This is a genomic window from Roseateles oligotrophus, assembly GCF_014204525.1.
Lineage (GTDB): Bacteria > Pseudomonadota > Gammaproteobacteria > Burkholderiales > Burkholderiaceae_C > Paucibacter_A > Paucibacter_A oligotrophus_A.
The window spans coordinates 278879-299496 of the sequence record NZ_JACHLP010000003.1 but is presented as its reverse complement, the minus strand read 5'-3'; the positions used below and the strand labels follow the sequence as shown (position 1 = coordinate 299496).

General features: G+C 67.5%; 16 protein-coding genes. 4 read left to right on the top strand and 12 right to left on the bottom strand.

Features of this window, described 5'->3' with window-relative positions; translation table 11 throughout:
- Positions 1-9 precede the first annotated feature (9 nt).
- Complete coding sequence (locus HNP55_RS08940; protein ID WP_184298369.1) at positions 10-2307, top strand: TonB-dependent receptor domain-containing protein; 2298 nt, start codon at positions 10-12, stop codon at positions 2305-2307.
- A 298-nt stretch (positions 2308-2605) separates the two neighbouring features.
- A complete protein-coding gene (locus tag HNP55_RS08935) occupies positions 2606-4678 on the top strand; it encodes a TonB-dependent receptor plug domain-containing protein (protein WP_184298367.1) in 2073 nt (690 codons plus the stop codon).
- Here the strand turns inward: HNP55_RS08935 and HNP55_RS08930 are convergent, their stop codons facing one another.
- The 3 genes from HNP55_RS08930 to HNP55_RS08920 all read right to left on the bottom strand — a co-directional run bounded on the left by HNP55_RS08930 (position 4679) and on the right by HNP55_RS08920 (position 9413).
- The gene (locus HNP55_RS08930; RefSeq protein WP_184298365.1) at positions 4679-5221 is read right to left on the bottom strand and encodes a hypothetical protein; all 543 of its coding nucleotides are present in this window, start codon (positions 5219-5221) and stop codon (positions 4679-4681) included.
- Positions 5209-7977, bottom strand: a complete 2769-nt coding sequence (locus tag HNP55_RS08925; protein WP_184298363.1) for a 7TM diverse intracellular signaling domain-containing protein — start codon at positions 7975-7977, stop codon at positions 5209-5211. The genes HNP55_RS08930 and HNP55_RS08925 overlap by 13 nt, the downstream gene beginning before the upstream one ends.
- Before the next feature lie 353 nt (positions 7978-8330).
- Complete coding sequence (locus HNP55_RS08920) at positions 8331-9413, bottom strand: YeiH family protein (protein WP_184298361.1); 1083 nt, start codon at positions 9411-9413, stop codon at positions 8331-8333.
- 111 nt (positions 9414-9524) lie between these two features.
- Here HNP55_RS08920 and HNP55_RS08915 point away from each other — a divergent pair, with 111 nt between their 5' ends.
- Positions 9525-10523 carry a LysR family transcriptional regulator gene (locus HNP55_RS08915; RefSeq protein ID WP_221439519.1) on the top strand — a complete coding sequence of 333 codons (999 nt, stop codon included), beginning with the start codon at positions 9525-9527 and terminating at the stop codon, positions 10521-10523.
- Here HNP55_RS08915 and HNP55_RS24635 read toward each other — a convergent pair.
- Both HNP55_RS24635 and HNP55_RS08905 read right to left on the bottom strand, forming a co-directional pair.
- Complete coding sequence (locus tag HNP55_RS24635) at positions 10454-14167, bottom strand: response regulator (protein WP_184298359.1); 3714 nt, start codon at positions 14165-14167, stop codon at positions 10454-10456. The two genes, HNP55_RS08915 and HNP55_RS24635, sit on opposite strands and share 70 nt — an antisense overlap.
- A gap of 66 nt (positions 14168-14233) precedes the next feature.
- On the bottom strand, positions 14234-14749 hold the full coding sequence (locus tag HNP55_RS08905) for a molybdopterin-dependent oxidoreductase (protein WP_184298357.1): 516 nt from the start codon (positions 14747-14749) through the stop codon (positions 14234-14236).
- Positions 14750-14883: 134 nt separating this feature from the next.
- On the opposite strand from HNP55_RS08905, the gene HNP55_RS08900 reads away from it, so the two are divergent.
- Positions 14884-15738: an RDD family protein gene (locus tag HNP55_RS08900; RefSeq protein ID WP_184298354.1), complete on the top strand. Its 855-nt coding sequence runs from the start codon at positions 14884-14886 to the stop codon at positions 15736-15738.
- A 46-nt stretch (positions 15739-15784) separates the two neighbouring features.
- On the opposite strand, the gene HNP55_RS08895 is transcribed toward HNP55_RS08900, so the two are convergent.
- The 7 genes from HNP55_RS08895 to HNP55_RS08865 all read right to left on the bottom strand — a co-directional run bounded on the left by HNP55_RS08895 (position 15785) and on the right by HNP55_RS08865 (position 20574).
- Positions 15785-16576, bottom strand: coding sequence for a MetQ/NlpA family ABC transporter substrate-binding protein (locus tag HNP55_RS08895; protein ID WP_184298352.1), 792 nt, complete (start codon positions 16574-16576; stop codon positions 15785-15787).
- A 44-nt stretch (positions 16577-16620) separates the two neighbouring features.
- A complete protein-coding gene (locus HNP55_RS08890; RefSeq protein ID WP_184298350.1) occupies positions 16621-17286 on the bottom strand; it encodes a methionine ABC transporter permease in 666 nt (221 codons plus the stop codon).
- A gap of 15 nt (positions 17287-17301) precedes the next feature.
- Positions 17302-18318: an ATP-binding cassette domain-containing protein gene (locus tag HNP55_RS08885; RefSeq protein ID WP_184298348.1), complete on the bottom strand. Its 1017-nt coding sequence runs from the start codon at positions 18316-18318 to the stop codon at positions 17302-17304.
- Between the two features lie 105 nt (positions 18319-18423).
- Positions 18424-18768, bottom strand: coding sequence for a nuclear transport factor 2 family protein (locus tag HNP55_RS08880; protein WP_184298346.1), 345 nt, complete (start codon positions 18766-18768; stop codon positions 18424-18426).
- 2 nt (positions 18769-18770) lie between these two features.
- Positions 18771-19649 carry an ion transporter gene (locus HNP55_RS08875; protein ID WP_184298344.1) on the bottom strand — a complete coding sequence of 293 codons (879 nt, stop codon included), beginning with the start codon at positions 19647-19649 and terminating at the stop codon, positions 18771-18773.
- 89 nt (positions 19650-19738) lie between these two features.
- The gene (locus HNP55_RS08870) at positions 19739-19990 is read right to left on the bottom strand and encodes a type II toxin-antitoxin system ParD family antitoxin (RefSeq protein WP_184298342.1); all 252 of its coding nucleotides are present in this window, start codon (positions 19988-19990) and stop codon (positions 19739-19741) included.
- Positions 19991-20223: 233 nt separating this feature from the next.
- Positions 20224-20574 (bottom strand): hypothetical protein, encoded by a 351-nt coding sequence (locus tag HNP55_RS08865; RefSeq protein WP_184298340.1) that lies wholly within the window; start codon positions 20572-20574, stop codon positions 20224-20226.
- Positions 20575-20618 lie beyond the last annotated feature (44 nt).

Here is a 20618-nt window from a genome sequence, read left to right as displayed (position 1 = left end):
GCCTCGGCCGTGTACGGCAGCGATGCCATCGGCGGCGTGATCAATTTCATCACCCGCAAGGACTACCGTAACGGCGAAATCGTGCTGCGCTACGGCGACACCCAGGCCCGTATCGGTGGCACTGAAAAAGGTGCATCGCTGGCGTTTGGCTTTGGTGATCTGGCCGCCGATGGTTTCAATGTGCTGCTGACCGGCAATGTGCAGAAGAACAGCCGGCTCAAGGCCATTGATCAGGCGTTCTACAACCGTGGCGTGAGCGAGGTACCGGGCTCCGCGCCCCCGTCGTCCAGCGCCCCCTTCCCCGGCTTCATCGAAGGCCTGATCGCCCCGGGCGCCTATCCCGAGCTGAACCCGGGTAGCGCCTATGAAGCCTGTGGTGCGCCCTACTCCTACACGGTCATCAAGGGCAAGACGCCCAATGGCATGGAACAGCGCAGCTGCCGCTTTATTTACGCAGCCACCCTGGACAATCTGCCCGACACCGACAAGGCCGATGCCTTTGGCCGGGCCACCTTCAACCTGGGCAAGAACCATCAGGCCTTTGTCGAGGCTTCCTATGCCCGCAATGCCAGCATAGGGCGTATCGCACCGACGCCGATCCGCTATGGTTTCGGCCCTTTCAACGCCACCAAATTCGATTTCGAACCGGTGTTGATGCCCGTCACCAGCAAGTATTTCCCGACCGCCCTGCTGACCAAGCTGGGTTACACCGCTGCTGACTACGGTGCCGATGCCAATGGCATGGTGGGCATAGGCCTGCGCGCCATCCCTGCCGGCAATCGCATCAACAACAATACCAATGAGCAGATGCGTTTTGTGGCCGGTGTGTCCGGCGTGGTGGGGGGCTGGGATTACGAGGGTGGTTTCAACTACTCCCGTGCCACCGGCCTCTTGAACTACAAGGGCTATATCAATGAGGACCGCTTTCTCAAGGCCTTGGCCACCGGCAATCTGAACCCCTTCGGCCCTGGCGATGCCACCGATGCGGCGCTGTGGGCTTCGGCTGCGATGGAAGGCGATATGCGCAAGTCCACCAGCACGACCACCGAGGTCGACGTCAAGTTCAGCAAGGAGCTGATGGCCATGGCCGGCGGCAGCATGGCTTTGGCCATTGGCGGCGATCTGCGCCAGGAAAAGGCCGACGACAACCCGCTCAATGCCGAGTACGCGGCGGGCAAGCACATCGGCGGAGAAGGCACCGTGCCGCGCACCAAGGCTTCGCGCAATCTGGCGGCGCTGTTCGCCGAATTGTCCCTGCCTTTTGCCAAGGGCTGGGAAGCCTCCCTGGCCGCCCGCTACGACAGGTATAGCGACTTCGGCAACACCTTCAATCCCCGCGCTTCGCTGCGTTACCAGCCGACACGTGAGCTGATGCTGCGTGCTTCGATGGGTACCGGCTTCCGTGCGCCGACGCTGTGGGATGTGAACTCGCCGACCTCCTTCTCCAACACGGCCGACAGTGTGCAAGATCCGGCCTGCCCGGATCCCAAGGAGGTCAATGGCCGCTGTGCATCGCAGCTGCCCACGCAGTCCTCACCCGCCCCCGATCTGAAGCCGGAAAAGAGCCGCCAGTTTGCTTTCGGCATGGTGCTGGAGCCGACCCGCGATCTGTCCATGACCCTGGACTACTGGAATATCCAGAAGAAGGATCAGATCGGCGTCATCGCTGCCGACACGCTGTTGACCACGCCCGATCTGCTGAGCCGTTTCGGCAGCCGCGTCAAACGCAATGCCGCCCGCTTCATCCTTTATGTCGAGACGCCGGTGGACAACCTCGGCGAGCTCAAGACTTCGGGCCTGGATCTGGATGTGCGCAGCCGCATGAATCTGGGCGAGGCCGGCCGCATGAATCTGGGCATTGCCGGCACTTATGTGATGAAGTACGACGCGCAGAAGTACGCTGGTGGTCCCTTCGGCAGCTTTGCCGGCACCGGCGGCGATGGTTCGGTCGCTCCCGTGCCGCGTTGGCAGCATGTGGCCAGCGCCGAATGGCTGTACGGCAATCTGGGCCTGACCCTGGAGCATGTGTACACCCGTGGTTGGTTGGAATCGGCCGCCTCGGTGAATGCCAATATCTATGTCGATCAGGCCCACCAGGTGAAGGACAGCAGCCGCTTCAATCTGTCCGGCATGTACAAGGGCATCAAGAACCTGACCGTGCGTCTGGGCGTGCGCAATCTGCTGGATGCCGAGCCGCCTTATGTGGCCTCGTCGTCCTACGGCTCCCACGCAGCCGGCTATGCCGCCTCCTTCACCGACCCGCGCGGCCGTTTCTTCTACGGCAATGTGACTTACCAGTTCAAATAAGTCCTGCGCCGCAAGCGCCAGCAAAGCTGGTCGCAATCGAGCCCCGCCGGCTTTTGGCGGGGCTTTTTTTTACCTGCTAGCCCCTCCACGCCCCTCCGTCCCCGGATGACTTTCCTCATGCATGCCGCTGGGTCTGGTTTTTGTGCGAGGCGCGGATTCTGCTACCGAGCGGGCCATGCCGTGGCACTTGCGCGTTACCTTTACCGGCATGGCGAGCTTCCTGAGAGACTGCGCCCCGTTGCGAGAGCCCAAGGCCAGATCCGCGCCTCGCGCCTCGTCGTTCACATCAGGGAGTCCCATGAATATCAAAGCACAGGCCGAACGGCCTCGGCCGCTGCACACGCTCAAGCCCTTGCTGCTGGGCCTGCTGGCGGCCTATCAGCTCGGCGCGGCCGGCCTGGCGCGGGCCGAGGACTTGAAGCCCGAGGAGGCGCCGCCCAAGCCCGCCGCCGAGCAAAAGCCCGAGAAACTGGCCCCGGTGTCCGTCACCGGCAGCCGCGTGCAGGCCGGCCGTCTGCAGATCAGCGGCGAGGAGCTGAGCAAGGTGGCGGGCGCGGGCGGCGACCCGGTGCGCGCCCTGCAGTCCCTGCCCGGTGTCGTGGCCACCAGCGATGGCAATGCCGCGCCCGCCATCCGCGGTTCGCGCCCCGGCGACAACAGCTACTACATCGACTTCCTGCCGGTGGGTTATGTCTTCCATCTGGGCGGCTTTGTCAGCACGGTGCACAGCGATCTGGTGCAGCAGTTCGACCTCTATACCGGCGCCTTCGGCCCGGAGTACGACGATGTGCACGGCGGCATCGTGGATGTGCAGCTGCGCAAGCCGCGCAGCGACAAATTCGGCGGCGCCATCAACACCAGCCTGACCGGCGCCGAGCTGCTGCTCGAAGGCCCGGTGAACGACAAGCAGAGCTTTTACTTCGCCGCCAAGCGCAGCTATTTCGACCTCTTCATCCGCGGCAAGAAGACCGATGAGGACAGCGGTTTGATTTACGCCGCGCCCAAGTACCACGACTATCAGGGCCGTTATCTCTGGAAGCTCAATCCCGATAACGAGCTGAGCTTCTACGCCCTGGGCGCGGCGGATCAGATCAGCTACTCGGTGCCCGCCGACACCCGCCTGGGCCAGCAGCAGCCGGCCCTGGTGGGCGACTCCTCGGCCAGGTACGGCAGCAATACCCAGGCCCTGGTCTGGGACAGCCGCATCAGCCCGCAGATCAGCAACAAGCTGGCCCTGGGGCATTGGTCCTCCAGCAATCGCAGCAAGGCGGGCTTGGCGGCCGATGTGGACATCAAGACCGAGAACCTCTTTCTGCGCGAGCAGCTGCGCCTGCGCGTGGCCGAGGACCATGAGCTGACCCTGGGCACGATTCTGTTCTCGCAGAAGTACAAGCTGGGCCTGGACATGCTGGATGCGCGCTGCACCGAGTTCGACCCCAGCTGCGACATCAGCGGCGGCCAGCGCGTCAAGCTGCAGGAAAACCTGAGCGTCAACTACGCCAATCTGTACGCCAAGGACCGCTGGCAGATCAGCTCCGACCTGGCGGCCACCGTCGGCCTGCACCTGACCCGTGACGGCTATCTCAAGCAGAACTATGTGGAGCCGCGCCTGGGCCTGGAATGGCGGGCGCTGAAGAACACCACCCTGACCCTGGCCCTGGGCAAGCACAACGAGTTCCCCGACGGCGCCCAGGTGCTGCCCGGCATCGGCAACCCCAAGCTGGAGCATGTGCGGGCCAGGGCGGCGGTGCTGGGGGTGAACCAGCGCCTGGATGAGGGCTGGTCCGTCAAGGCCGAGGCTTATGTGAAGAAGCTCACCGGCTTTGGTATCAGCGACCCGACGCTCAACTACATCAACGGCGGCAGCGGCGACGCCAGCGGCCTGGAGCTCTTCGTCAAGAAGGACGCGATCAACAACAGCAAGTTCTCCGGCTGGGCCTCGGTCAGCCTGTCGCGCGCGCAGCGCAAGAACGATCTGAGCGGCCAGCAGTTCCGCTTCGAGTACGACCAGCCGGTGGTGGTCAATCTGGTGGGCAGTTACAAGCATTCGGAGCGCTGGCAGTTCGGCGCCAAATGGAGTTATCACAGCGGCAACCGTTACACCCCGGTGCTGGGCAGCCGCACGGATGCGAACGGCCGCATCCTGCCCGTCTACGGCGACATCAACTCCGAGCGCCTGCCCGACTACCACCGCCTGGACCTGCGCGCCGACTGGACGGTCTCACCCCGCCTGAGTTATTTCTTCGAGCTGATCAATGCCTACGGCCACGAGAATGTGGAGGGCTACCAGTACTCGGCCGACTACAAGACCCGCAAGAAGGAAGTCGGCTTTGGCGCGATGCCCAATGTGGGCCTGAGCTACAAGTTCTGATCAGTCATCCCTGAAGCCGAAGCGACTGGGAAACACCATGCTTTGGCTGGTGCGAAACACCAGGCCCTGCTTGAAGTGCACATTGAAGCGCATGGGGTAGCCGGCCTGGTCGGGCTGGATATTCCAGTCCCAGACCTCTTCCCCGCTCAGCTCGAAGAAGACCCGCGAGCGCTCGCGGCCCAGGATGCGGCTGACCTGCTCCGGCCGCATGCCGGGCAGGATGCGGGCGCGCTGGGCCGGCTCCAGGCCGTCGACGACGGCGCTGACGCGGCCGTCCTTGTCCAGCGTGATCATGGGGCAGCGCGTGCCGAAGGGCTGGCTGGCGTATTCCAGGGTCTGGCCGCCGCCGGGCTCGGGCCAGATGCGGCTGGGCGGGCCATAACGGCCTTGCACATCGGCACCCGTGCTCAGGCCGGGCTTGAGCTGGGCCAGGCCGTCCAGCTGGGCGCAGCCGCCCAGGCCTAGCAGCAGGGCGGCCAGGCCCAAGGCCTTGGCGCGCAGATTGTGGGTTAGCAGCAAAGTGGCTGGGTTCAGGGCAGGCATGTCGATTCTCGGCTGGGCCTGCGCTGGCAGGCTTGCGCCAGGCTGGCCAGCAGCAGGTCGGGGGGCAGGGGTTTTTTCAGCAGGGCGCAAATCATGGTTTCCACGCCGCTGCCGATGGCGGCGGCCTCCAGGCTCAGCGGGCCGGGTTCCAGGCCTTGGCCTGAGATGATGACGGTGGGCACCGGGCCCCAGGCCTCGAACACCAGGCGCAGCACGTCCAGCGCCGTCTTGCCATCGGGCAGGCGGAAGTCGCTCAGCACGGCATCGGGCTGGCGTTCCAGCGTCGGCAGGCAGGACTCCAGTTCGGCCAGGGAAGCGAAGTCCTCGTGCAGCACACCGTGGAAGTCCAGCAGCGCGGCGGTGGACAGGCGCACCAGCATATCGTCCTCCACCAGCCAGATATAGGCGCCGGCCAGGCCTTCGGTGTGGGCCAGCTGCAGGCTGGCATCTTGCCGCCAGGGCTGGGCGGCCTGCGCCGAGATGGGCAGGCGCAGGCTGAACTGGCTGCCCTGGCCCAGCTGCGAGCTGGCCTTGAGCTGGTGGCCGGGCAGCAGGGCCAGCACGGCGCTGACGATGGACAGGCCCAGGCCCACGCCCTTCTCGGTCTCGGGCAACTGGTTGTTGAACTGCACAAAGGGTTTGAACACCGCGCCGCTGGCGAGATGCTCCTCGGCAATGCCCAGGCCGTTGTCCATCACATGCAGCCAGGCGCCTTCGCCGTCCTCGGCGCCGGGCTCCTGCAGGCCCAGGGCCAGCTTGACGAAGCGCCGACCCGGCTTGGCCGGGTCGGCGTACTTGATGCTGTTGCCGACCAGATTGACCAGCACCTGGCGCAGCAACTGGCGGTCGCTGCGTATCGACAGGGCTTGCGTGCCCGGCGCCAGTTCCAGCGCCAGCGTCACCTGCTTGGACTGGGCGTAGTCATGCAGCTGGGCCTTCACATCGCGCAGCAGGGCCTCGGCGTTGATCGCCTCGATCTTGGGGTTGACCAGGCCGGACTCCAGCCTGGAGAGATCCATCAGCCCGCCGACCTGCTCGCGCATCACCCGGGTGGCTTTTTGCGCCAGCTCCACCAGCTCGATGGCGTGGAAGCTGGCGCCGCTGCGGATCTGCCGCACCACCGGCGCGAGCGCATTCGCCACCGCCTGCAGGGGCTGCTTCAGATCGTGCACCGCATGGGCCAGAAAGCGCGATTTGTCGCGGTTGCGCTGCTCGGCCTCCTCGCGCAGGCGCTCCTTCATCTCCACCACGGCGCGGCTGCGCTCTTCCGAGAGATCGATGGACTTGGCCAGCGCTTGATTGGCCGAGGCGAGGGCAACGTTGGAGGCCTCCAGCGCGCGGTTGAAGGCCTGCATCTCCTCGGCCGCCTTGCGCAGGGCTCGCATCTGGGTCAGGCGTACCGCCAGGGCCAGGGACAGCAGCACCACCTGCAGGCAGGCGCCCAGCTGGGTCACGGTGAAATTGCTGTCGCTCACCGCCACCAGGCCCACTCTTTGCAGAATCAGGTGCAGGCCGCCGGCCATCAGAGGCAGGCTGGCGGCCAGGAAGGCATAGGCCGGTTTATAGCCCTGCCAGGCGCCGCGCCAGGACAGCAGCAGGGTGCGGGACATCACCGCAATGGAAACGGCCATGGCCAGCAGCACGCCCCAGCTGAAGGGCAGGGCCCAGCCCAGGCCCAGCACCAACACATAGCCCAGGATGATGGCCTGGGAGGACAGGGTGGGCGTGCGCAGGCCCGGCACATCGTGGAAGTAGTCGTGCACGAAGTTCCAGACCGCGAAGCTGCCCAGGCCCAGCAGGATCACCGGCGCGCGGTCATTCCAGTGCAGCGCCTCGGGCCACAGGAACTCGGCCCCCAGGCCGGTGGCCGCGAAGAAGAACAGGCTGATGCTCAGCACCCAGATCACGTAGTGGGCGTAGATGCGTTCGCGCACGCTGATGTAGAGGATCAGGTTGTAGAGCAGCATGCCGAACATAAAGCCCAGAAACACCGCCTGGCCCAGAAAGACCTGGGCGTCGCGGGCGCGCAAGGCATCGGCGCGCCAGAACTTGCTCTGCACCAGCAAGGCGCTGTCGCTGCTGACCCGCATCAGCACCAGCACCTCGTCGCCCGGCTTGGCCTCGATGGGGATCAGCAGATTGCGGTGCGGGATCGGCCTTTGACCGAAGGGAAAGCGATCGCCCACCCGCCAGTGGCTGAAGCGGGTCGGGGCCGCTGCGCCGGGGCGGCGCAGCTGCACAAACACATCGACCTGGTCCAGCACCGGGTTGGCGATCTCCAGCAACCAGTCCTCGCCTTGGCTCATATGCTCATGCCCCAGCCCGAGCTCATTCAAGGCCTCGGCGCTGCCGGCAAAGCGGCTGGGCGGCAGGCCGGGGCCGGCCGGCGGCAGCCGCAGCGCGCAGCGGAACCAGGCGCTGTGCTGGTAGCCCAGATTGGGCAGGGCCGCGGGCCCGGACCAGGCCGACAAGGGCAGGTCCGCCAGGGCCTGGACGGCGGCGGCCAGCTGCGGCTCCTGGCCCTCGGCTTGCTGCTCCAGCAAGGCCTCCAGCGCGGGGTCGGGGCTTTGCAGCAGCCAGTGCAAGTCGGGCGCGAACATGCCGGGGCCCTGGGTGCGTTCGCGGTGGGCGAGCGCGCTGCCCGTCAGCAGCAGGCCGGCCGTCAGCAGCCAGCAGATCAGCAAGGCCTGGCGCGCCAGCGCGCGCAGGGGCTGGGCGTCGGCGGGGCTGGGCAGTGGGCAAGGCGGGTGGAGCATGGATCGAACACCCAGGGCTTTAAACCTAGATTCGGCAGTTGACCGCTCGCTCTGACCTGGAAACATCGATGCCTACTGTGTTCTCGTCCGTTAACGGCGATCACCCTTGGGGTGACAGCGCTACACGCCCGCCTGTCTCGCCAAACGGCACGCTGGCTGCGTTGCTCCTCCTTGTGGGCAGTCGCCCACTGCGTCGTCGCGTCTTGCCATCGCACCGCCTGGCGAGCCCTTCGGGCGCGTCCAACTGCCGAATCTAGGTTAAACGGCGGCGGCCAAACGGGGCGAAAGGCTTGGCTTGGCCGTGTGTGGGAGCCCCGATGCTAAGCCATCCCGGCCGCGCTGGCGGCTTGCGATCAAGCCAGCAACAGGCTGCTGGCGCGGTGGATCAGGCTGCCGCCGGCCAGCAGCCAGGCGAACAGGACCAGGCCCAGCAGCAAGGGCTTGGAACCGGCCTTGCGGATCACCGAGAAATGGGTGCTCAGGCCCAGGGCCGCCATCGCCATGGCCAGCAGAAAGGTGTCCAGCATGCACAGGGCCGCCACCCAGCTCGGCGGCAGCCATTGCAGGGAGTTGAAGCAGACCAGGGCCGCAAAGCCGAAGGCAAACCAGGGCATGGCCAGGCGAGGCTTGCCGGCGGCGCCGGGCTGGCCGCGCGCCATCCAGGCCGAGAGCGCGAGCAGCACCGGCGCCAGCAGCATCACCCGCAGCATCTTGGCGATCACCGCCGCGTCGGCCGCCTCGGGGCTGAGCGAGCGGCCCACCGCCACCACCTGGGCCACCTCGTGGACGGTGGCGCCCACATAGATGCCGAAGCCGCGCTCGCCGCCGGGCAACCAGGCCCAGGCCTGGTTCAGCTGATGCAGCAGGGGGTAGAGAAAAATCGCCAGGGTGCCGAACACCACGACCGTGGCCACGGCCACCGTCAGCTGCTCGGCGCGGGCCCGCAGCACCGGCCCGGCCGCCAGCACCGCCGCGGCGCCGCAGATGGAGCTGCCCGCGCCTATCAGCAAGCTGGTCGCGCGGTCCAGGCCCAGCCAGCGCGTGCCCAGCAGATAGGCGAGGCCGAAGGTAGAGCCCAGCACCAGGCTGTCGATCAACAGCCCCGCCAGGCCGACCTGGCCGAGGTCTTGCAGCGTCAGGCGCAGACCGTAGAGCACGATGCCCAGGCGCAGCAAAAGCCCTTTGCTGAGGTCCACGCCCGCGCCGCTGCGGGCGGCGATGCGGGGGTAGACGGTATGGCCCAGCGCCATGCCCAGCACGATGGCCAGGCTGAGGGCGCTGAGGCCGTGCTCGCTCAGCCAGGCGATCTCGGCCAGGCCCAGGGCCAGCGCGGCCAGCAGGGCGGCCAGGCCCAGGCCGGGCAGCAGCCGCTGCCACGGCGGCTGCTGCGTGCCGCTGCCGTGATGATGCAGCGGGAAGGAGGCGGAGGGATTCATGCGAGGGCTTGAGTGTGGGCTGTGTGCTCACTTTAGGAAGCCGCAGTTCATCTGTAAAACAGTTAGTTTGGTTAATATCTATCGATTGAATCGATATGAAAGGAGCCAGCCATGACTGCCCTGCATCTGAGCCTGCGGCAGCTGCAGGTCTTTACCGCGGTGGCGCGCAGCGGCAGCACCACGGCGGCCAGCGAGGCGATCGCGCTCTCGCAATCGGCCACCAGCTCGGCCCTGAAGCAGCTGGAGCGCCTGCTGGGCCAGCCCCTGTTCGACCGCGTCGGCAAGCGCCTGCAGCTGAACGAGAACGGCCGCTCCCTGCTGCCGCGCGCCCTGGCCCTGCTGGACGGCGCGGCCGATGTGCAGGCCCTGGCCCGGCGCCGCGATGTGCAGGCCCAGGCCTTGCGCATCGGCGCCAGCACCACGCTGGGCAGCTATGTGCTGCCCGATCTGCTGGCGCGCTTCTATGCCCAGCAGCAGGCCGCGGCGGCGCCCTCCTGGGCCTCGCGCCTGAGCATCGCCAATACCGCGCAGATCTGCCGCGCCGTGGCCCGCTTCGAGCTGGACATCGGCCTGATCGAGGGCCCTTGCCACGAGCCCGATCTGGCGGTACAGCCCTGGCTGCGGGACGAGCTGCTGATCGTGGCCGCGCCCAGCCATGCCTTGCTGGCCGAGCCACGGCGCCCGCCGAGCCTGCAACAACTGCGCGAGCAGCTCTGGCTGCTGCGCGAACCCGGCGCCGGCACCCGCGAGGCCACCGACCAATGGCTGCTGCCCCAGCTGCACGCCTATCAACGCAGTGTGGAGCTGAACAGCTCCGAGGCCATCAAGCGCCTGGCCGTGGCCGGCCTGGGCCTGGCCTGCCTGTCGCGCTGGGTGCTGGCCGATGCCCTGGCCGCCGGCCAGCTGCAGGTGCTAGCCACGCCCTTGCCGGCCCGCAGCCGGCCCTGCTACTGGGTCAGGCACCGGGGCAAGCAAAGCACGCCCGCCCTGCAGGCCTTCATCGCCTTGCTGGGCGAGGCGGCGGCCGGCAAGGCCGGGGCTCAGTCCGGCCGCAAGCCCGCCTCGGCGGCGGCCTCGTCCAGCAGGCGCAAGGCCTCGGCGAAGCCGTAGTCCAGCAGCAGCTCCTCCAGCTCCGCGCTGCGCCGGCCCAGCAGGGCGCGCAGCACCGGGCCCCGGCTCTGCGCATATTCCAGCGCCGAGGCATCGCAGTCGTGCAGCAGCCGGCGCAGGGCCAGCAGCACCTGCGCCGGCGCTTCCGCCAGCGCCTGGGTCTGCGTCTGGCCAGGCTCGGCGGCCAGGGGCAGCTCGGCGTCGGCGGTCTGCAGCAGCGGACCCAGGGCCTGCAGCAGCTCGCGCATGCCCAGCTCCAGGGCTTGCAGATCCTGCGGCAAATGGCTCGGCTGCTCGTGCACGGCCTGCTCCACCCGGGCCGATAAGGCCTGCAAGCCCTCCGCCCCTATGCTGCCGGCCAGGCCTTTGAGCGTGTGGGCCAGGCGTTCGGCGGCGGCGTGCTCGCCCGCCTGCACGGCCGCGGCAATGGCGGCCGGCACGCCACTCTGGCCGGCGATGAAACGGCCGAGCAGGCTGCGGTACAGACGCTCCTTGCCCGCCACCAGGCGCAGGCCTTGCGCCACGTCCAGGCCCTGCACCGCCGCCAGCCGGGCCAGGCCGGCGTCCAGCTGGGCGGCCGGAGCGTTGGCGGCCCGGCCCGGCTCCGGGCCGGGGCGGGGCGCCACCCAGGTCTTCAGCGCCCGCCACAGCTGCTCGGGCTCGATGGGCTTGGCCACAAAGTCGTTCATGCCCGCGGCCAGGCAGCGCTCGCGGTCGGCCGGCATGGCATTGGCCGTCATCGCGACGATGGGCAGGGCGGCGTTGTGCGGGTCCTTGCGCATCTCAAGGGCGGCGTGGATGCCGTCCATCACCGGCATCTGCAGGTCCATCAGCACCAGCTCGTAGGGCCGTCCCTCGCGCCGCGCCTGTGCCACCTGTTGCACGCCCTGCAGGCCATCGCCCGCCACATCGACGGCAAAGCCCACATCGCCCAGCAGCTCGCAAGCCACCTGCTGGTTCAGCTCGTTGTCCTCCACCAGCAGCAGGCGGGCGCCGCGGAATGGGCGCAGCGCCTCGGCCTCGCTGGGTACCGGCGGGTCGTGGCTGATGCGGCGCAGCGCGCCCAGCAGGGCGGCGCCGTTGACGGGCTTGATCAGCACCTCGCTCAACCCCAGGTGCTGGGCGCTGCGGAGGGCGTCCTCGCGGCCGTAGTCGCTGACCATGATGCAGTGCGGCGCCGGCTGCAGCGGCAGGCGGCGGATGGCGCGCAGCGTGGCGGCGCCGTCCAGCGCGGGCATCTGCCAGTCCAGCAGCACCAGCTCGAAGGGTTGTGGTCCGTCGGCTTGCGCCGTTAGTGCAGCCAGGGCGGCGCTGCCGGAGTGCGCGGCCTGGGCTTGGTGGCCCAGGGCCTGCAGCAGGCCGCAGAGCACGGCGGCGGCATTGGGGTGGTCGTCCACCACCAGCACCTGGCGGCTGGCGCTGGCCGGGTGGCGTGGCAGGCCGCGCGGCGGCATGGCCTCGCCCAGGCGCAGGCGGGCGCTGAACCAGAACAGCGAGCCCCGGCCCAGCTGGCTTTGCACCCCCACCTCGCCGCCCATGGCCTCGGCCAGGGATTTGCAGATGGCCAGGCCCAGGCCGGTGCCGCCGTATTTGCGCGAGATCGAGCTGTCGGCCTGGCTGAAGCTCTGGAATAGCTGGCCGATCTGCTCGGGGCCGAGGCCGATGCCGGTGTCGCTGACCTCGAATCTGAGCAGCAGCTCATCGGGCCCGAAGTCCGCGGCGGCGGCGGGCGTGGGCAGGCGGCGCACGCGGAAGATCACCTCGCCCTGCTCGGTGAACTTGATCGCGTTATTGGCGTAGTTGATCAGCACCTGGCCCAGGCGCAGGGAGTCGCCGATCAGCTGCTGCGGCACATCGGGCGCCACATCGCAGATCAGCTCCAGGCCTTTCAGCGCGGCCTTGTCGGCCGTCACATTGGCCACATGGCCCAGCAGGGCGTCCAGCTCGAAGGGCAGCTGTTCCAGCGTCAGCTTGCCGGCCTCGATCTTGGAGAAGTCCAGGATGTCGTTGATGATGCCCAGCAGATGCTGGCTGGACTGCAGGATCTTGCCGAGGTAGTCGCGCTGGCGCAGGCTCAGCTCGGTCTTCAGCGCGAGGTGGGAGAGCCCGATGATGGCGTTCATCGGCGTGCGGATCTCGTGGCTCATATTGGCCAGGAAGTCGCCCTTCAGGCGCGTGGCCTCCTCGGCCATCTCGCGGGCGCGGCGCAGCTCGCGCTCGCTGGCTTTTTGCTCGCTGATGTCCTCCAGCACCCAGATGGTGGCCTTGCTGTACTCGCCGCCCGGCACCCGCTTGCCGACGATGCGGCCGAAGAAATTGGGCCCGCGGATGCGGCTGAACTCGCGCTCCACCACCACCTTGAGCCCCAGCTCCAGCAGGGGCACGGCCTGGGCGTTGAACTGCTCGTGGGCATGGCGGTCGGGGAATAGCATGCTGGCCGAGCTGCCGATCAGGTTCGCCCCCTCCACCCCCAGCATGGCGGCAAAGCTGCTGTTGTACTGGCGGATCGCGCCATCGGCCGAGAAGATCAGGCCCGAGGGCACGTTCTCGAAGATCACCCTTTGCTGCTCGGTGATCTCGGTCAGCGCCCGCTCGCGGCGCTTTTGCTCATCGATCAGCTGGATATAGCCGGTGCAGATCAGCTGGCCATCGTCCTGCAAGCGGCTCTGTGACTCGCAGTAGACCCAATGCTCGCCGCCGCCGGGCTGGCAGATGCGGAACTCCTCGCGCAGCGGCCGCCGCTCGCGCAGGGCGAAGTCCGAGGCGGCGGCGATGCGCTCGCGGTCCTCCGGGTGGATCAGCGCGGCCAGCAGCTCATACTGCTCCAGCAACTGGGCCGGACCCAGGCCCAGCACCTCCTGGGCACGCCCGCTGACATAGGTGAAGCGGGCCGCTTCCCCCGGCGTGCGCTGCTGGCGGAACACCAGCAGGGGCAGGGCGTCGGTGATGGCCTGCAGCTCGTCGCGGGCGGCGCGCTGGATGCTCTCGGCCTGCAGGCGCGCGGCCGTCTCCAGCAGGGAGAGGCGGTTCGCCTCCGCCTCGGCCTTGGCCGCCGAACGGGCGCGGTACTGGCGCATCATGGCCAGCAGCAGGGCCAGGGTCAGCAGGCCTTGCAAGACCGTCAGCGCCGTCGTGATGATGGACTGCTGGTGCACCTGGGCCGTGCGCTCGTCCACCGCCAGCGCGGCCGAGGTGACGGCGTCCAGGGACATGGCGTGGATGCCCTCGCGCAAGCCGGCCAGGGGCGCGCGCAGGGTTTGCAGGCGGGCCTGGCTGGCCGCTTGAATGGCTTGTTCGCCCAGCACCGTATCGGCCTGCTGCACAAAGCGCTCCAGGTCCGCGCGGCTGCGCTGCAGCAAGGCCTGGTCCTTGAGCAGCTGGCGGGTGGTGGGCGCGTCCAGCAAAAGCATGCGGCTGACGAAGAGCTCGTAGCGCAGCTTCAGCTCCTCCAGCCCCAGCTCCTGCGGCGCCATCACCCGCTGGGTCAGGGCCTCGCTGAAGCGCTGGTACTCCATCTCCAGCTGCCAGAGCACAAAGGCGTCTTCCTGACTGCTGCGCTGGGACACCTGGCTGAGCGCCTGATGCTGGCGCAGCTGCACCACGCCGATGGCCGTGTACAGCAAGAGCAGGCCGGCGATCAGCAAGGCCAGCAGGCGCCGGCCTTGCAGCAGGTGGGCGCGGGGGAGATCGGGGTTGGCGTCGATGGCGCTTCACTCCACGAGCAGTTGGCTCAGCTGCCAGGCCGAGCGGTTGAAGTAGAGCTGGCTGCTCAGCTCGGCGTGCAGATGGCTGGGGTAGATGATGAATAAAGGCCCTTTGTCGCGCACCGCCATCGGCTTGCCGTTGAGCAGGCGGGCCAGGATGGGTTCCAGCTGGGTCGCGTCGCTGAAGGGCAGCTCGGTCCGGTAGTCGTTCAGCGCCACGGCGATGATCTTCTCGCCCTGGGCGCCAGCCGCCGCCAGCACATCGCGCATCAGCGGCCCGGTGAAGGTCATGGGCCTGGGGTACCAGGGGGTCTGCACGGTGTAGCTGTGCTGGGGCAGGCGCGCCAGCATGGCCATGCTGAAGGCGGCGCTCTTGTCGCTGCGGTTGGGGCTGCCGACCTTGCCGCTGAGGATCAGCACCACCTTGCCTTCCGGGGCCTCCAGGGCCGGGGCCAGGGGGTGGATCAGCAGCGAAAACAAGAGGCCCAGGAGCGGGGCGCGCCAGGCGCGGATTCGGGGCATGTGAGCGTCTCAAAGGCTGCGGATGCGGCAAGTTAAGCGCAGCCCAGGCGGCTTGTAAATAGCGGCTTGGCCTCAGCCTGGGCCGGCTGTACTTGCGCTACGCTTGCGGCTTCTTTGCCCGGATCGCCGCCATCTTGCCCAGCCCCGCCTCGCCCACTTCGCTCACGCCTGCCTACGATCCGCGCGCCTGGGTGACGCCGGAGGACCTCAACGTTGCGCCCCAGCTGCTGGGCCTGCCCCTGGCCACGCCCAAGCAGCGCCTTGGCGCGATGGCGATCGATCTGGCGGTGCTGGCGCCGCTCTCCAATCTGGGCAATTTCTTTTTGCTGCTGGCCGGCGGCTCGGCGCTGCTGCTGTGGATACGCCGGCCCGGCGCCGCTGGCAAGGTCTTGAGCGCGGGGCGGCGGCGCGGGCTGTGGCTCCTGCTGGCCATCAGCCTGGCGCTGGGGGGCTCGCAGGCCTGGGACGATTGGCGCGAGCCCGGCGCGGCCAAGCACGGCGCGAGCCGGTCCGAGGCCGATGATGAGGAGGCTGCCGTCACGGCAGCGCCCGCCGCGGCCGAGCAGCAGCAGGCCCGGCGCATCGCCGAGCTGGAGGCGCAGCTCAAGGCGCAGCAAGCCCAGCTCGGCCAGCAGCACTTCGACCCGCGCGCCGAATTCAAGCGCCTGGTCAACGAGATCGGCCTGAGCTACTTCTGGGCCCTGCTGTATTTCTCCATCCTGCCGGTGCTGCTGAGCGGCCAGACCCTGGGCAAGAAGCTGCTGGGCCTGCGCGTGGTGGAGCTGACCGGCAAGCCCCTGACGCCGATGATTTGCTTCAAGCGCTACGGCGGCTATGCGGCCGGCATGGCCACCGGCATGACGGGCTTTTTGCAGCTGCTCTGGGACAGCAACCGCCAAGCCATCCAAGACAAGACGGCGCACACGGTGGTGATCGATGCGCGCAGCAGCAAGCGCCTGGCCTTGCCGGCCGTCAAGACATCGGCTTAATGTGGAAGTGTTCCATGATCCGGGGCGCTGCCCCGCATCATGAAACTTAGAACGCCGGCACCACCGCGCCCTTGTACTGGGTCTCGATGAACTTCTTCACCTCGGGCGTTTGCAGGGCGGCGGCCAGTTTCTTGATGCCCTCGCTGTGCTGCTTGTCGGCCCGCGCCACCAGGATGTTGGCGTAAGGCGATTGCGCGCCTTCGATCGCCAGGGCGTCCTTGGCCGGGTTGAGCTTGGCTTCCAGCGCGTAATTGGTGTTGATCAGGGCCAGGTCCACCTGGGGCAGGATGCGGGGCAGGGTGGCGGCCTCGATCTCGCGGAACTTCAGCTTCTTGCTGTTCTCGACAACGTCCTTGGGGGTGGCCAGGATGTTGTTGATGTCCTTCAGCTTGATCACGCCGGCCCGCGCCAGCAGCACCAGGGCGCGGCCGCCGTTGCTGGGGTCGTTGGGCAGGGCCACGGTGGCGCCCACCGGCAGCTCGGCCAGGCTTTTGTGCTTGGCCGAGTAGGCGCCGAAGGGCTCCACATGCACGGCGGCCACGGCCACCAGATTCGCGCCCTTGCCCTTGTTGAACTCGGCCAGATAGGGCTTGTGCTGGAAGAAGTTGGCGTCCAGGCGCTTCTCGGCCACCTGCACATTGGGCTGCACATAGTCGGTGAAGACCTTGACCTCCAGCTCCACGCCCTGCTTGGCCAGGCCGGGCTTGACGAACTCCAGCAGCTCCGCATGCGGCACGGCGGTGGCGGCCACGCTGAGCTTCTCAGCCCAGGCGCTGGCGCCCAGGCTCAGCAGGGCGGCAGCCAGGACGGCGCTGGTGATGAAGGATTGGCGTTGCATGGTGGTTTCACTCCTCGTTTTGGAAACACAAAAAAACAAAAGACTCAGCGGTGGTTGAGGCGTCTAACTGCCCAGTCCCCCAGCATCTGCAACAGCTGCACGAGGATCAAAAGCAGGGCCACGGTGACCAGCATCACCTCGGTCTGGAAGCGCTGGTAGCCGAAGCGTATGGCCAGGTCGCCCAGGCCGCCGCCGCCGATCACGCCCGACATGGCCGTGTAGCCCACCAGGGTGATGGCCGTCACCGTCAGCGCCGACAGAATGCCCGGCAGCGCTTCCGGCAAGAGCGCCTGGCTGACGATCTGGCGCGGGCTGGCGCCCATGGCCTGCCCGGCCTCGACGACGCCGCGGTCCACGCCGCGCAAGGCCGCTTCCACCAGGCGGGCGAAGAAGGGCGTGGCCCCCACCACCAGCGGCGGGATGGCACCGGCCACGCCCAGCGAGGTGCCGGTCACCGCCAAGGTAAACGGGATCAGCAGGATCAGCAGGATCACAAAAGGCAGGGAGCGCAGCACATTGACCAGCAGCGAGAGCAGGCCATAGGCGCGCGGCGAGTCCAGCAGCTGGCCGCGGTCCAGCAGAAAGAGCAGCACGCCCAGGGGCAGGCCCAGCAGGCCGGTGAAGAGCAGGGCGCCGCCCAGCATCAGCAAGGTGTCGGCGCTGGCCAGGCCGATCTCGGCCCAGTCCATGTTCAGCAGAATTTCGCTCATGTCTCGTCTCTTGGATTAACGCAGCACTTCAACGCGCACGCCGCGCTCGGCCAGCAGGGCTTGCGCGCCGGCCAGGTCGCCGCCGGTGACGGCAATCGTCAGCTGACCGTAGGGTGTGCTCTTGATGCGATCGATGCGGCCGTGCAGGATGCCGAAGTCGATGCCGCTGCGGCGCGCCACCTCGCCCAGCAAGGGCTCGTAGGTGCGCTCGCCTTGGAAGGTGAGGCGCAGCAGGTGGCCGGGCCGAATGTGGATCTGGGCGTAGTCCTCGTGCTGCTCGTTCTCGTCGATGTTTTCTGCCTCCTGCACAAAGCGGCGCGTCACCGCATGCTGCGGGTGCAGAAAGACCTCGGCCACCGGCCCCGTCTCCACCACCCGCCCGGCCTCCAGCACCGCCACCCGGTCACAGATGCGGCGCACCACATCCATCTCGTGGGTGATCAGCACGATGGCCAGGCCTAACTCGCGGTTCAGCTGGGCCAGCAGGTCCAGGATGGCGCGGGTGGTCTGCGGGTCCAGGGCGCTGGTGGCCTCGTCGCACAGCAGCAGCTCAGGCCCGGTGGCCAGGGCGCGCGCAATGCCCACGCGCTGCTTCTGCCCGCCCGAGAGCTGGGCCGGGTATTTGTGGCCTTGCTCGGCCAGGCCGACGCGGGCCAGCAACTCGGCCACGCGCGGGGCGATCTGCGCCGCCGGCCAGCGGGCGATGCGCAGCGGCCAGGCCACGTTCTCGGCCACGGTGCGCGAGCCCAGCAGATTGAAGTGCTGAAAAATCATGCCGATGCGCTGGCGGGCGCCGCGCAGCTGGGCATCGTCCAGGCTCAGCAGGTCCTGGCCGGCCACGCGCAGGCTGCCGCTATCGGGCCGCTCCAGCAGATTGAGCACGCGCAGCAGGGTGGACTTGCCGGCACCCGAGTGGCCGATGATGCCGAACACCTCGCCCGCCTTGACGCCGAGGCTGATGCCGTCCAGGGCCTTGATCCGTGGGCCCTCGCCATTACCGAAGTGTTTGTGTATGTCTTGGAGTTCGATCACGGGCGTTTCTTCAGGAGGCAGCGGGGCAAGGCCGCCATCCTAGTGAAAACCCTAGAATCCCCAAGAACTCATTGGTAATAAGCAAATTCAGCGGGCCGGCCGCGATCAGGGCGAGAAGAAATACACCTCGGCGATCAGGCCCTCGCGGCAGCGGTACACCACCACCACCTCGCTGACACCGCCGGGCCGGCCATGCACGCGCTCGTGGTCCACCACCGTGTCGCCCATCACCATGCGCTGGGTGATCTCGGCCTGCACCGCTGGCGCGGCAAACGAGCCCTGGCGATAGCTCTCGCGAAAGGCCGCGTGCCCCTGCACCTGGGGCGTGGCCGTGGGCATGCGCCAGACCTGCACATCCTCGCTATAGCAGGCCACGAAAGCCTCCAGATCCTTGGCGTTATAGGCCAGCAGCTGGGCCTGGGCGAGTTGTTCGGCGGTCAAAGTCTTCATCCTCATTCACGCTGGTAGCGCGGCAGTTTGGCGCCGCAGTTGCGGCAGAATTTTGCATCGGGCAGATGGCCTTCGGTCAAGCAGTCGTGGCAGGTTCGCGTGGTCGTCTGGGGCGGGAACTGGAAGCGCTGTGCGCTCATCTCGGCCGTCACGATGCCGGTGGGCACGGCCAGCACGCCCCAGCCCAGCAACATCATCAGCGAGGCAATCAATCGGCCCAGATCGGTCTTGGGCGTCAGGTCGCCATAGCCCACCGTGGTCAGCGTGGTGATGGCCCAGTACACCCCCACCGGGATGCTGGTGAAGCCATGCTCGGGCCCCTCGACGATGAACATCACCGTGCCCATGATCAGCACCACCATCAGCACCGCCGACAGGAAGACAAAAATCTTGCGCGCGCTGGCCCGCAGCGCCCGGCCCAGGCTGATGTACTCCTGCATATAGGCATGCAGCTTGAGGATGCGGAACACCCGCAAGAGGCGCAGCACCCGCACATCCACCAGCGCATACAGGCTGGGCTCAAGAATCGCGAGGTAGGTGGGCAGCACGGCCAGCAAATCGACGAGGCCGTAAAAGCTCAGCGCATAGCGCAGCGGGTGGCGCACGCAGGCCAGGCGCAATAGGTATTCCGCCGTGAAGGCGGCGGTGAAGAAGTATTCGAACGCGCTCAGCCAGGGGCCGTAGCGGGCGCGCAGCCCGCCCACGCTGTCCAGCATCACCAGGGCCACACTGGCCAGCACCATCAGGATCAGCAGCAGGTCGAAGTTGCGCCCGGCGCGGGTATCGGCCTCGAAGATGATGGTGTAGCAGCGCAGCCGCCAGCCGCGCAGGGGTTTGCCGAATTCGGGGCCGGTGGAGGAGGGCAGGGGTTCGCGTGACATGAGCCAAGCCTAACGCAGCCCCGGGCGAAGCTAGGGCCTGACTTCGTTGCGGCGATCCTGCCGGGCTGCCGGTGTGAGCGCGAGGGTGCTCACTCGATATGGCCGCTTGCGATGCCCCGCAGCTCAGCCCAGTCTTCTGGCGTATCCGGCGCAGCCGGGCCGCTGCTCAGGCCCTGCTCGACCAGTGCGCGCAGCCACACAAGCTCTTGTTCGCGCTGATCCTTGCGGATGAGCTCGCGCAGGTACTCGCTGGCGTCGCCGTACTGTCCCGATGCGACTCGTTGGCTCACGTAGGCGCGCAGCGACTCTGGCAGTGCGACATTCATGGGGTCGATGGGCATGATGGCATCCTGGGGTATCTGACCAGGCTTGTCAAAGGCCCCCGGCCGGCCCGGGTGTCGGCCTCGAAGATGAGGGTGTTGCCGCGCAGGGGTTTGCCGAATTCGGCATTGGCCGGGGCGGCCAGCGATGAGGCCGGGGAATTGCTGTGTTTATGCACCATTCCCCGAGCCTACCGTAGGGCGGGGCAAGACCCTCCCTACCTGGTTGCCAGGCCTCGCTGCAGCGGATGGACCTATTCGTTCATATTCTTGATGACCGGATCGACCGAGTGCTGTTCCTTGGTTTGCCTGTGTTGCACGGTGGCGGTGTAGGCGTACTCGCCCGTCGTCAAGCGCCGATCCCGCACGGCCACATAGGCGGGGTCGAGATACCAGCTATTGGGGAACTCGCCAGCCCCCTGGGCAAAGACGATGGCGCCGCTGGCGGGGAACTCGTAGTCGGGGTTGAGCAGATTGAACACGATCAGCGAGTTGCGGTCGCTCACCGCCAGCACCTCGGGCGAGCAGACCACGGTGGTCTTGCCGCCTTCTTCCAATACATCGACGCTGATGCTCAGGGCCGTATCGTTCTGTGTCGTCGTCATGGTTTTCTTCCCTTTTCTTGCTGTGGATGGTGGGTTCAGCCGGT